Raw genomic sequence first — 12023 nt, 5'->3', positions numbered from 1 at the left:
CGTCGCTTGATCGACACGGGCACCGCGCCGCACATCCAGATCTTCGACAAGGTCGAAATATCCGATGGCACTTGATCTCGGGCAAACTTCGAAAGGGATTTCGAGACCGATTGAAGCAACTGCCCTGAGGGGCACGAGCGCATGAAACGAAGACACAAAATACTTCGAGATTCAGTGTTGCTGTCGGATCCCGATCTCTGAAGCGCTCAACAAATTGCCAAGAACAAGTTACGTCACGATTGGGAGTTCAAGTGTGAGGCTTGCTCCGCTTTCGGCGTTGTTGATGGAAACCTGTCCACCGTGGCGCTGTGCGACGGCGGAGACGATCGAAAGCCCCAGCCCGCTTCCCTCGGAATGTTCCAGTTGCGAAAACCGCCCGAATGCCACATCGCTCTGGTCAGGTGTAAGTCCCTTGCCGTCATCAGACACAGTTAACTGCACCGCGTCATCACTGCAGCGCAGGGTAACGGAAATTCTGCTCAACTTTTCCCCGCCATGTTTGAGGGAATTGTCCAACAGGTTTTTGATTGCCTCGCCCAGAAACACCCGATCGCCGGACACCATGACGCTTGTGTCAGGCATCGTGACGTCGAACTCGATCCCTTTTGCAAGGATGTGAACGCCCATCTCGGCGCAGGCCTCTTCGACAACCGAGCGGAAATCGCAATCGCCCATTTGTTCCTGATGCGTCGGGTGCCTAAGACGTTCAAGCGACAACAATTGTTCCGCCACGGTTGCCGAATTTTTGGCAGCCGTCACCAGTTCCAGTAATCGTTGCTCCTTGTCATCGTCGGTTTTCGCATCCCGAAGCGCTTCGGCCATTGACTGCACGGCTGCGGCGGGGTTTCGCAACTGATGCGCCGCTTCAGAAATAAAGGTCTGATGGGCGCTGATACTACGTTCGACCTGTCCAAAAAGCCGGTTCAGCGTTCTGACAATGCCCTGCACTTCAATCGGTACGGGGCGCTTGATCTCGCTAAGGTCGTCCGCTGATCGCAGGGCGATCGCGTCCTGTAAGTCAAGCAACGGTCGCAGACCTCGCGCAACTCCGAACCAGACGGCCAGAGCCAGCGTGACAAGCAGGATGCCCATAAGGATCGCTGCGCGCACAGACAATTGATTGGCAAACGAATTGCGGTCAGCCATCAGTTGCCAGGCCGTCACGGTTGCGTCACCTACCAGGTTTTCCAGTGTCACCCGCTCGGTCATTCTGAGAACACGAACGGGTTCGTTGCGATAGATGGCCTCAAAAAAGTGCGGTTTGTAAGGGTCTTCGTGGGTAATTGCGCCCGGGGACGGAGGATATGCATACCCCGTCACATAGATGCCGCCGGGTCCTGTAACATGGTAGAATATCTCGCCTCCGGACGCATCACGGATAAAGCTTCGCGTTGAAGGTGACAGCGCGTCACCGCCGGAAATGGCAACGTCTCTGGAAATCGCCAGACCTGCGGACAGGAGACTGTCATCAAACAGTTCCTGCGCAGTGCGTTGAGCGACGGCAAATCGCCAGACCCCTAGCAATACAGCTAGCACGACTAGCGGTGTCAGGATCAAAAGAAACAGCCGGAGCCGGAGCGAGCTGTGCTGGATCACTTTTGCACCTCAAGCAAATATCCCAGCCCTCGTGCGGTCTTGATGGCGATGCCAAGATCCTGAAGCCGCTTGCGCAAACGCGACACGTGGGGTTCAACGGCCGAGTCGTCCACGTCTGCCCCAACGCCATAGACGTAATCGGTCAGCTGACCCTTGGGCACGATCCTTCCCCGCCGCTCCAACAGGCATTCCAGCACCGCCATTTCCCTGCGCGGCACATCGAGAATTTTTCCTTGTACGCTGACCTGACGCGCGCCTCGGTCGAACTCCAGACGACCAATCGTTTCTTTCTCGCCATAGTCCAGCTGTTTGCGCCTTGAAAGTGCGCGTATGCGCGCCTCCAGCTCGTCCATCTCAAACGGCTTGACCAGATAGTCATCGGCACCCATGTCCAAACCTGTGACCCTGTCGCGAGTTTCCGAGCGGGCCGTCAGAAGGATTACAGGCGCACCGTCACCTCGGCCGCGCAGGGCTCGCAAGATTTCAAGCCCCGACCGACCGGGCAGATTGATATCCAGAACGATCAGATCCGCGCCTTCCTGTTCAAGATACAATTCTGCCGCATCGCCATCGGTCAACACGTCCGCTGCATGGCCACGATCACGCAGGCGGTAGGCAATGGCGTTGGCGAGAGTTTCATTATCTTCGACGATAACGATCCGCATCAGATCTCCTGCAAGTTTCGCGCAAGGTTGGCCCTTCATGATTGCCAGATGGGAGGGGGAATCAACCCCACAGTTCTATTTGCGATCATGGTGGTGCGAGAGGCGCCTTCGTGGTTGTCTGGTCAACAGGGAGGATCCAATGACCGTATCCAACTTTACCCGTCGCGCTGTCGTGGGGCTGATCGCCGCCGCCGGCATCGCCGCGCCCGCCACAGCCGAGGTCGATTTCTCGGGCAAGACCATCGAATGGGTGATCCCGTTTTCGGAAACGGGTGGCTCTGCCAAGTGGGCCAACTTCTTTGCACCGCTACTGTCCGAAGCGCTGCCGGGTCAGCCGACCGTCGTGGTGAAGTTCATGCCCGGCGCGGGGTCTACCAAAGGCGCGAACTGGTTCCAGGAGCAGAGCCACGATGATGGCACGCTTCTGTTCGGTACATCGGGTTCGACCCAGTTTCCGTACCTGCTGAGCGATCCACGTGTGCGTTACGAGTACAATGATTGGATTCCGGTCATGGCTTCGGGAACCGGCGGAGTCGCTTACTTGAACGCAGAAGATGGCGCCAAGTTTGACGGGTCTGCCAACGCGCTGAAGGACACCAATTTCATCTACGGCTCGCAGGGCGCAACCCGTCTGGACCTGGTGCCACTGCTGGCCTGGCAGATGCTCGGCATGAATGTCGAGCCGGTGTTCGGCATCAAGGGTCGCGGCGATGGCCGCCTGATGTTCGAGCGCGGCGAGGCCAATATCGACTATCAGACGTCTTCCGGTTACCTGGGGGGCTCGGCGCCATTGGTTGAGGCGGGTCAGGCTGTTCCGATGATGACCTGGGGTGCGTTGGATGCTGATGGCAATATCGTACGCGACCCCACCTTCCCGGATATCCCGACCTTCAAAGAGGTCTGCGAAGCGACCGATGGATGTGAAACCAGTGGCGAGGCCTGGGATGCGTGGAAAGCGTTCTTTGTCGCGGGCTTCCCGGTTCAGAAGCTCGCCTTCCTTCCCGGCGATACCCCGCAGGAGGTCGTGGACACCTATACCGCAGCCTTCCAGGCTGTGACCGAGCGGCCGGATTTTGCCGAAATTTCATCCAAGCGAGTTGGCAAGTATCCGGTCTTTGTCGGCGATGGCTCGAAGGCTGCACTACAGACCGCAACGAATGTGGACGACAATGCCAAGCAATACGTCTTGAACTGGCTGAAAGAAGCCTACGGCGTCGAGCTGAACTAGGCCGACGACTCGCAGCGCGCGCCCTCAACGCGAGGGCCGCGCTTTTTGACTTCTACCAAGATGAAATGAAAGGCGGCCGCTATGGAGGTTTTCGCCACAGCTCTTCCTGCGTTTGGTGATGCGTGGGGCTTGATCCTGCAACCCATCGTTTTGGGCTATCTTGTGCTCGGCGTAGTCATGGGGTTGGCCGTTGGTGTCTTTCCGGGGCTGGGCGGCATTGCCGGCCTGTCCCTGTTGCTGCCTTTCATGTTCGGAATGGACCCGATCCTGGGTCTGGCGCTGATGATCGGAATGGTCGCTGTTGTCCCGACCTCTGACACCTTTGCCTCGGTTCTGATGGGCATCCCTGGCAGTTCCGCCTCGCAGGCGACTGTGCTGGACGGCTTTCCGATGGCCAAAAAAGGTGAGGCCGCGCGGGCATTGTCCGCGGCCTTTGCGTCGTCGCTGTTCGGTGGGCTGGTCGGCGCGACTTTCCTGACGATGTTCATCCTGGTGGCGCGACCGATCGTTCTGGCCTTTGGCCTGCCGGAAATGTTGATGATCACCATTCTCGGCCTGTCGATGGTCGCCATTCTGGCCGGGCGTATCCCGCTAAAGGGCGTAGCCGCCGCAGGTCTTGGCCTAATGGTCGGTACAATAGGCGAGGCGGATGCGGGCGGGTCGCTGCGTATGGCGACCTATGACATTCCCTATCTGACGGATGGCCTGAAACTGGTGATCGTCGGCTTGGGCATCTTTGCTGTCCCGGAAATCGTCTCTCTGCTGCGGCAAGACCGATCGATTGCCAAGGGGGCCTCGCTGGGGGCCGGATGGCTGGACGGTGTCAAGGACTGGGCGGCGAATATCTGGCTGTCGGTCCGCTGTTCGATCATCGGGGTGGTCGTTGGCGTCATTCCCGGTCTCGGGGGGTCAGTCGTCGACTGGATCGCCTACGGCCACTCGGTTCAATCCACCAAGGACAAGAGCAACTTCGGCAAGGGCGAAGTGCGTGGCGTCATCGGGCCGGAAAGCTCGAACAACGCCAAGGAGGGCGGCGGGCTGGTGCCAACCCTGCTGTTCGGCATCCCCGGATCTGGTTCGATGGCGATCTTCATCGGCGCGGTGGCGCTGCTGGGGTCAGGGGATATCGAGGTCGGCCCGAGTATGCTCAAGGACAATCTCGACATCACCTATTCGATCGTTTGGCTGCTGGCGCTGGCCAACGTGGTCGGCACCATCCTGTGTATTGCGGCCTCGGGCGGTATCGCCAGGCTGACGACAATCCGCTTTACTTATCTGGCCCCGTTCCTGTTCATGCTGATCAGCTTTGCGGCCTTCCAGTCGGGTCAGAACTTCGAAGACCTGTTGGCCCTGTTCGTGATTGGCCTGATCGGCATCTTCCTGCGCCGTTTCGACTGGTCGCGCCCGGCCTTCCTGATCGGCTTCGTGCTGTCCAACCCGGTCGAGAAGTTCACCAACCAAGCCTTCCAGATTGCCTCGTTCCGGTTCCGCAAGAGCTTTGGCGAAGGCATGGAATACGTCTTCAGCCCGATCGTAATAATTTTGATCGTGGTCACGGTTGTTTCAGTTATTCTCGGCATTCGACAGGCCAAGATGATCATGGCCGAAGGCGACGTGCAGGCGGGAAACAAACGCGCGCCGCTGGTCTTCCTGCTGGTGATCATGGCTTATCTGATCGTTGCCCTGGTCAACGCCAACATGATCCCCGACTACAACATGACAGACAAGATCATCCCGCTTGTGATCGGCAGCGTCTCGCTGTTTTGCTGTGTCGTTTTGCTGATCCAGATGATGCGGCGGCCCGAGGGTGATGCGATCTTTGCCGACAAGGAAATCGCTGGTGAAGATGCCAACGCACCTCATGGCCTCTGGTCCACACTGGCGTGGTTCGCCAGCTTGATTGCGGCCACGTGGGTCGTTGGATTCATCCTTGCCCTGATCGGGTTCTTGATCGCTTTCTTCCGCATTCGTGCCGGGTCAAGCTGGCAAATGACCCTGATCCTGACCGCCTGTGGAATCGGCTTCATGTGCATCATGGCGGGCGCGCTGAACCGGGATTTCCCGCCGGGTCTGCTGCAGGACATGGTGGACCTGCCATGGCCGCTGAAATGAGCCGCGCCATGACAGGTCCGACGACCTCCTTGGTTTCACCCGATGAGAGGGGCGCGCTATGACCCAGAAGGCAATCCCTTATGTCTTCATGCGCGGCGGCACCTCGCGCGGTCCCTATTTCCGCAGGTCGGACTTGCCAGAGAATCTGGATACCTTGGCGGAAGTTTTGATTGCTGCAATCGGTGCCGGGCATCCGTTGAATATCGACGGCATCGGCGGCGGCGCGGCTGTGACAACCAAGGTGGCAATGCTATCGGCGAGCGAGGATGACTGGGCGGATATCGACTATTTCTTCGCTCAGGTCTCGGTCGAGGAAAAGCTGGTCGATTTCAAACCCACTTGCGGGAACATCCTGTCCGGGGTCGGCCCTGCGGCGATTGAGATGGGTCTGATCGAACCGCAAGGCGATGAGACGGAAATCTGCGTGCGCGCCGTCAACACGGGCGCACAGGTGCTGTCCAAGGTACAGACACCGGGCGGTCAGCTGACTTATCAAGGCGACGTCGAGATCGCGGGCGTTCCGGGTCGCGCTGCACCTGTGCAGCTTAGTTTCATGGGCATTGTAGGCTCGTCCACCGGTGCGTTTCTACCGACGGGGAACCTGCGCGATACCGTTCAGGGAATCGAGCTGACCTGCATGGATGTTGCCATGCCCATGGTCATCGCACGCGCCGAGGATTTCGGTCTGACGGGCTATGAAAGCGCCGAAGAACTGGACGGTAATCGCGAGTTTTTTGACCGGATGGAGGCGGTTCGGATCGAGGCCGGTGAAAGGATGGGGATGGGGGATGTGTCCCAATCGGTAACCCCGAAATTCGGCCTTCTGTCGCCCGCCCGAGACGGCGGAACAATCGCTGTCAGGTATTTCATGCCATGGAAGACCCACCCGACGATGGCGGTCACCGGCGCGCAGTGCATGGCCTCTTGTGCGCTGACGCCGGGGACTGTTGCGGATGGGCTGTTGCAACGGGCTGAGACGGGGCCTGCCGAGGTCGTGCTGGAACATGCATCGGGAACGATCGACGTTCTGGTGGATTTTTCCGCCGAAAACGGCTTTGCCCTGAACGCGGCGGGCCTGGTGCGCACTGCGCGCAAATTAGCGGATGGGCATATCTATGTACCCGAAAGTGTCTGGACCGGGAGTTGATCGAGCTTTTAGAATAATGTATACAAAGGTATACAAAAAGGAGTATCACGATGAACGATTACTCTGAATGCCTCGAAATCGCGCGACAGGAACTCAGGCTGGCACTGGCAGCTTTGCGACGGGACATGGCGGATTATCCGACACCGATTGCGGGCTGTGATGAGCAATTCAATCACCTACTGGATCAAAGCGAACGTGTCCGCAATGCACTGTCGGCGCTTGAAGCTCCGCATTTTGTTCCCACACCTCGAAAACTGGAAACCGGGCGGGGTATCGAAAGCCGATGAAAGTTCACATTCTGGATGACTGGTTTGACACGCTGCGCGGCCTGCCTTGTTTTGCCAAACTCACCGACCATGATGTGACAGTCTGGACAGACCACGTTGAAGACACCACCGTATTGGCGTCTCGCTTGCAGGGCGCTGAGGCAGTGGTCCTGTTTCGCGAACGCACCAAGATGACCCGCGAGTTGCTGGAACAATTGCCCAACCTGCGCCTGATCAGCCAGCGCAGCGTGTATCCTCATGTGGACGTTCAGGCCTGCTCTGATCACAATGTGCTGCTTTGTTCGAATATGCACGGCGGCACACCATCTTTCGCAGCAGCCGAACTCACGTGGGCACTGATCATGGCCGGGATGCGGGACTTGCCTGCACAAATGGCGTCGGTCAAGGCAGGTCGCTGGCAAGCCGGAGTTGGCAAGACACTGCGTGGGCGTCAGCTGGGTCTTTACGGCTATGGCCGAATTGCCCGCGCGGTTGCGGGTTACGCCGAAGCCTTTGGCATGAACGTCACCTGGTGGTCCTCCGACGACGGCCGCGCACGCGCCAGAACCGATGGCGCACCCGTCGCGCCCAGCCGCGCCGAATTCTTTTCCGGCAGCGATGTCGTCTCGGTTCATGTTCGCCTGAAGCCAGAGACCAAAGGGATCATAACAGCGGGTGATTTTGCCGTGATGCAATCCGGATCACTTTTCGTGAATACATCCCGGGCAGGGCTGATCGAGCCCGGCGCATTGCTGGATGGGCTCAGGAAGGGCCGCCCCGGCAAAGCCGCCATCGACGTCTTCGATTCCGAGCCGCTGACCGACCCGAACGATCCGCTGCTCTCGCACCCCAACCTGATTGCGACGCCGCATATCGGTTTCGTCACCGAGGACGAGTTCGACCTGCAATTCGCCGACATCTTTGATCAGGTCAACGCGTTTGCCGAAGGTGCACCGATCCACATGATCAATTCGGAGGTCTGGCCCCGCGCAAAGTAGTGTTGGCTTCGTGTCTCACATGGGTACAGCCACGCTATGGGCTCTTTCTTGCGTCGATTAATTTCAAAAGAACGGTTTCGAGCCCAAAGGATACTCCTGCTGCATATTTGGAAGATTCTTGGGTAGCGGATCAATATGTGAGATGGTGGAGCCTAGGGGAAACGCCGCCGAACGCCTAATGCACTGATAGTAAACACTATTGTAGTGTGTTGGTTTGCAGTGTGTCTCACCATAGTGCCACACTTAGAAGTGCACAACCTGCTACGTTGAACTGTGCATTTCCAAACCTGTGCTAGACCTACTGTCTTCTATTCGTGCGGTAGGTTGCGACTGGCCTGCATTTGTTGAACGTCGTCAGGCCAAGTGGAGCGTATGTAGCCCAGTATGTCCCATATATCTTCGTTAGTCAGGGTGCCCTCAAAGCCCGGCATGCCACTGTTGAAGTCTTTGATACCGCGTGCTGCCAAAGCATCTGCCCCACCTAGTTTGGTGTACTCGAACAGTAGCTGATTATCATGATGCCATGTGTGTCCTGTCACGTTATGTGGTGGTGCGGGTAACACTCCGTCATCATCGGGTGTTTGCCAGTTAGGTTGGCCTTCCAGATTAACTCCATGGCATGAGGCACAGTGCACTGCATAAAGTTCCTGCCCATTTGCTAAGTCTCTGTCTATCAACTCATGATCTGCAACGGCGCTTGTACCACTGCAGCATAAAACCAGTGCATACAGGTGTTTGTTCATCTCTTCATACCTTAACTCGGATGCGTTAGCACGCTCGTGAGTGTCGCCGTTGTCGCCAGCACAACTAGTACGATTATTGCCTCAAGCTCGATGGATCGGGCTAGGTGTTGCGCTGCCTCAGCCTCTCCACCTCGCATGGCCGGAACAAATCGGAGCTTATTGGCAGCGGCGAGGATCAACAGCAGTGCCACAAGAAACACTTTGAACAACAGCGCCTGCCCGTAGCCAGTGAACAAGAGCCCTTGGAGATTGCCGACGAGCAACCAAGCCATCCAGAGGCCTACCACGATTAAAGCCGGTACAACCAATGCAGCAGTTTGCCCAAACCTTTGCCCAAGTTCAGCAGCATCTCTAAGGTGTTCGGGCATGATAGCCATACTCCGTAGCGGGCTAAAGATACCCACCCAGAAGGCTACACACAGCAGGTGCAATAGGAGCAAGAGTTGGACACCAAAACTCTCCAGTTCTGGCACGTGCCCGATCTGTGAAAAGGACCACAAAGCCACTGTGCCACCCAACAGTGCGACCCAGTGGCCAAAGCGAGGAACAGACAGTCCCAAAAGGATCAACACTACGCTTACAAGGCGGTAAACAAGGACGTCGCCCACGGATGTCTGCCAAAGTAGACCAAGCATCTCTGGATCGACCATGCCGTCAAATCCGCCTGTTAAGGCGGCCCCACGAAGCATGAAGCCAACTACCGTTGCGGCGAGAGCAAGGCACGCCAAGGCCCTAGCTTGGCGCATGACCCCTCGTTGTATCGGTGCGACAAAGCCGGAATAGAGGCAGCTAACAATCATAAGCCCGGTGGAGCCGGCAAAGCCGATGTAGAGCCCCAGCTTTGCGAAGACTGCGGCAATACCCCAAATGTCTGGCATGCTCATTCCACGGTAAAGGAAAACTCGCCCTGCATCGCATGGCCGTCTTCACCTAAGCCTCGCCATTCAATGACATAGGTGCCAGTTCCATTGCTCGGCAGTGGGATCGTGAACTCCTGACCAAAACTTGTCTGCTCGTCCAAATCTAGGCGTACTGCCGAATGCTCTTCATGGGCCATCTCTATCCGTGTCAGCCGGATGTCCTTAGAGAAGTTGAGGCCAATTTCAGCGGGCACAGTGGTTATTGTGGCTCCGTCTGCAGGGGTTGTTTCTTCGACCTTGGAATGCGCCAGTATGCCGCTGGGAAGAACGGCCATGAATGCGAGCGTTACGATCTTTTTCATGGTGCTGTCCTCAATTTATCCCATTGGCACGTTGGATTTCACGAATGTACGCGATCACCATAGCAACGTCACTTCGCGTCAAACCTTCCACGGGCGGCATGTCGCCAAACTGCCAATGATGGCTTCTTACACCTTGTGAAACCGCCCTCTGAAAGGCTTCATCAGCGTGGTGGCTGGGTTCGTATATTTTGTGGATCAGAGGCGGCCCTGCGCCTTCTATACCGACCGCATTCACGCCGTGGCAGGAGGCGCAGGAGACCTCAAAGACACGCTGGCCGATTGCGGCGTTACCCTCGATGGGCGGCATCTGAATTGCGACCATAGCATCACCTTCAAGTGGTTCCTGTGGTGCGGCCTCTTCGATTGAACCGGGCCGAAGAATTATGAAAGCGGCGACGGCAGCGACGGTGCATACGCCAACTAGTAAGTAACTTTTTTTCATGGATTAGTCCTGACATTTTGGGAGCTGGTAGTGTTGCGACACATCGCGAACAGCCGGACGGGCAGGTCGCTTAGGTCCGCAAGGGTTTACACTGCTTTAAAGGTCAGGGGGCCTGTAAGGGCTATCTGGTTCATTCAGCTTGGCTTGAGCCCTAATCTGGAACTCTGGGTCAATATCACGTTGACCCTGCTCGGCTTCACTGTTCTGGGCGAGCAATACAATTGCTTGGCAGACAAAGGGATTGCATTCTCCGGTTCCTGAACTCTCCGGGCCATGATGATGACTAGAAACCGAGACATCACCGCTGTTCGTTGCTAACGCAGAGTGTTCAGCAGGTTCCCTGTGTTCCTCACAATGAATGCCAACGCAACCAATTGATACCGCGTGAGCAACGCCAGCTATACCGGTCAGGATGACCAGAAAGCTAACCAATAGCACAAATGGGTATCGCCGAATTACCATGGTGCTGGACGCTACTGCACAGGTGCGCCCGTGACAACGTAGGCATCCTAGGTATTTTGACGCGATCAGATATACCTTGGGTCCACGGCGGACGTTGAGAACGTGATGTAAATCACTTTCCACTAGATAAAACCGATCGGTCACACCAATATCAACCATAACGTGCAGTGCGGCTGTGGGCTTCTCTGCATGTGTTTTGAACCAAACTATCTACAAGGTCCGATCCTGTGGAAGTTCTGATACTGCTTGTTGTTGCTGTAGTTGTGCTGTTCGTTGTGCGTAGCAGATACCATTCCGATAGAGGTAAAAAGCCGACCTTTCAACCAACTTCGGACTTGAGGCGGAGATTGGATGCATCCAGCCTCCTAGTGGTTCAACAGCCCTCACGTTTCGATGCTGGCAGTGCAGTGCCAAAACCCGCCCCAATAACCGCATTACACTTGCGAAGTAACTTTTTCGGAAACCGATTCGTCGTTTAGCAGCTCTGAAGCTGGATCACCTGTCTCCCGGGTCAGTTCGGTAACGTTAAAAAGCTCAGACATTTTGTTTTCATGGATACAAATGTGGCGTCAAACAGGCCAAGCGCTTCTGCATTCGACGCGAGTTGCCACATTGCGGCCACAGACCAAAGGCGCATAACTTTTTAGTGAAGTCCGATCTAATTTTCCCCCTTAACGTGTGTTGTGACCTTTGTTAACCGGAAGATAATAAAGCAAACAAAGGGTTACGGAATGCGTATTTTGAGGACCGCTTTTGGCGGGGTAATTTCTGCATCTATCGCGTGTGCTGCATTTGCTGACGTTCCTGCGGGCATTGCCGCCCTTGAAGCTGGTAATGTTTCGGGCGCAGTCGAGGAGTTCCAATCCGGTTTTGACGACGGTGACGCGGATGGTGCGTTCTTCATCGGGCGCCTGTTTGAGATGGGTCTGGGAACTGAGCGCGATATGCGCCGTGCTGTCGAGCTCTACAGCGCGGCCGCTGATCAGGGTAGTGCGCTGGCGCAGAACCGGCTTGGTTTGATGTACCTGAACGGTGAACTTGTCTTGCAGGATTATCAACGGGCTGCGGAGTTGATTTGTGCGGCAGCTTGTCTGACGTCAGCACCAATGGGGCAGTTTGAGTCGATTTGATAAGAGAGGGTT

Annotated in this window: 12 protein-coding genes; 6 read left to right on the top strand and 6 right to left on the bottom strand. The window is 56.5% G+C overall.

Annotated features, from left to right (window positions below; translation table 11 throughout):
- Positions 1-228 precede the first annotated feature (228 nt).
- Both AC2TDJ_RS19535 and AC2TDJ_RS19530 read right to left on the bottom strand, forming a co-directional pair.
- Positions 229-1596, bottom strand: coding sequence for a sensor histidine kinase (locus AC2TDJ_RS19535; RefSeq protein WP_480844366.1), 1368 nt, complete (start codon positions 1594-1596; stop codon positions 229-231).
- A complete protein-coding gene (locus tag AC2TDJ_RS19530) occupies positions 1593-2261 on the bottom strand; it encodes a response regulator transcription factor (RefSeq protein ID WP_480844365.1) in 669 nt (222 codons plus the stop codon). The genes AC2TDJ_RS19535 and AC2TDJ_RS19530 overlap by 4 nt, the downstream gene beginning before the upstream one ends.
- A gap of 139 nt (positions 2262-2400) precedes the next feature.
- Here AC2TDJ_RS19530 and AC2TDJ_RS19525 point away from each other — a divergent pair, with 139 nt between their 5' ends.
- The 5 genes from AC2TDJ_RS19525 (at position 2401) to AC2TDJ_RS19505 (ending at position 8012) form a co-directional block, all read left to right on the top strand.
- Positions 2401-3489, top strand: coding sequence for a tricarboxylate transporter (locus tag AC2TDJ_RS19525; RefSeq protein ID WP_480844364.1), 1089 nt, complete (start codon positions 2401-2403; stop codon positions 3487-3489).
- Between the two features lie 81 nt (positions 3490-3570).
- Entirely contained in the window at positions 3571-5601 is a 2031-nt protein-coding gene (locus tag AC2TDJ_RS19520) for a tripartite tricarboxylate transporter permease (RefSeq protein WP_480844363.1), read from the top strand.
- Between the two features lie 58 nt (positions 5602-5659).
- The gene (locus tag AC2TDJ_RS19515; protein WP_480844362.1) at positions 5660-6748 is read left to right on the top strand and encodes a 4-oxalomesaconate tautomerase; all 1089 of its coding nucleotides are present in this window, start codon (positions 5660-5662) and stop codon (positions 6746-6748) included.
- A 50-nt stretch (positions 6749-6798) separates the two neighbouring features.
- Positions 6799-7035, top strand: a complete 237-nt coding sequence (locus AC2TDJ_RS19510) for a hypothetical protein (protein WP_480844361.1) — start codon at positions 6799-6801, stop codon at positions 7033-7035.
- Positions 7032-8012 (top strand): D-2-hydroxyacid dehydrogenase family protein, encoded by a 981-nt coding sequence (locus AC2TDJ_RS19505; RefSeq protein ID WP_480844360.1) that lies wholly within the window; start codon positions 7032-7034, stop codon positions 8010-8012. The genes AC2TDJ_RS19510 and AC2TDJ_RS19505 overlap by 4 nt, the downstream gene beginning before the upstream one ends.
- Positions 8013-8320: 308 nt before the next feature.
- On the opposite strand, the gene AC2TDJ_RS19500 is transcribed toward AC2TDJ_RS19505, so the two are convergent.
- From AC2TDJ_RS19500 to AC2TDJ_RS19485, 4 genes are read right to left on the bottom strand one after another with little or no spacing between them, the layout of a single operon-like run.
- Positions 8321-8755 (bottom strand): c-type cytochrome, encoded by a 435-nt coding sequence (locus AC2TDJ_RS19500; protein ID WP_480844359.1) that lies wholly within the window; start codon positions 8753-8755, stop codon positions 8321-8323.
- An 11-nt stretch (positions 8756-8766) separates the two neighbouring features.
- Positions 8767-9639: a copper resistance D family protein gene (locus tag AC2TDJ_RS19495; RefSeq protein WP_480844358.1), complete on the bottom strand. Its 873-nt coding sequence runs from the start codon at positions 9637-9639 to the stop codon at positions 8767-8769.
- A complete protein-coding gene (locus AC2TDJ_RS19490; RefSeq protein ID WP_480844357.1) occupies positions 9636-9977 on the bottom strand; it encodes a copper resistance CopC family protein in 342 nt (113 codons plus the stop codon). Before AC2TDJ_RS19490 ends, AC2TDJ_RS19495 begins: the two co-directional genes overlap by 4 nt.
- Positions 9978-9987: 10 nt before the next feature.
- Entirely contained in the window at positions 9988-10419 is a 432-nt protein-coding gene (locus AC2TDJ_RS19485; protein WP_480844356.1) for a c-type cytochrome, read from the bottom strand.
- Positions 10420-11612: 1193 nt separating this feature from the next.
- Here AC2TDJ_RS19485 and AC2TDJ_RS19480 point away from each other — a divergent pair.
- A complete protein-coding gene (locus AC2TDJ_RS19480) occupies positions 11613-12011 on the top strand; it encodes a tetratricopeptide repeat protein (protein ID WP_480844355.1) in 399 nt (132 codons plus the stop codon).
- Positions 12012-12023: the final 12 nt, after the last annotated feature.

The sequence above is a fragment of the Ruegeria sp. HKCCD6647-2 genome (assembly GCF_057221075.1).
Note: the sequence above shows the minus strand (reverse complement) of the source record. Positions and strands in the feature narration are given on the sequence as shown.

Coding starts and splice junctions, on each gene's coding strand:
- AC2TDJ_RS19530 (WP_480844365.1), bottom strand. CDS start 2,261: ATGCGGATCGTTATCGTCGAAGATAATGAAACTCTCGCCAACGCCATT.
- AC2TDJ_RS19525 (WP_480844364.1), top strand. CDS start 2,401: ATGACCGTATCCAACTTTACCCGTCGCGCTGTCGTGGGGCTGATCGCC.
- AC2TDJ_RS19520 (WP_480844363.1), top strand. CDS start 3,571: ATGGAGGTTTTCGCCACAGCTCTTCCTGCGTTTGGTGATGCGTGGGGC.
- AC2TDJ_RS19515 (WP_480844362.1), top strand. CDS start 5,660: ATGACCCAGAAGGCAATCCCTTATGTCTTCATGCGCGGCGGCACCTCG.
- AC2TDJ_RS19510 (WP_480844361.1), top strand. CDS start 6,799: ATGAACGATTACTCTGAATGCCTCGAAATCGCGCGACAGGAACTCAGG.
- AC2TDJ_RS19505 (WP_480844360.1), top strand. CDS start 7,032: ATGAAAGTTCACATTCTGGATGACTGGTTTGACACGCTGCGCGGCCTG.
- AC2TDJ_RS19500 (WP_480844359.1), bottom strand. CDS start 8,755: ATGAACAAACACCTGTATGCACTGGTTTTATGCTGCAGTGGTACAAGC.
- AC2TDJ_RS19495 (WP_480844358.1), bottom strand. CDS start 9,639: ATGAGCATGCCAGACATTTGGGGTATTGCCGCAGTCTTCGCAAAGCTG.
- AC2TDJ_RS19490 (WP_480844357.1), bottom strand. CDS start 9,977: ATGAAAAAGATCGTAACGCTCGCATTCATGGCCGTTCTTCCCAGCGGC.
- AC2TDJ_RS19485 (WP_480844356.1), bottom strand. CDS start 10,419: ATGAAAAAAAGTTACTTACTAGTTGGCGTATGCACCGTCGCTGCCGTC.
- AC2TDJ_RS19480 (WP_480844355.1), top strand. CDS start 11,613: ATGCGTATTTTGAGGACCGCTTTTGGCGGGGTAATTTCTGCATCTATC.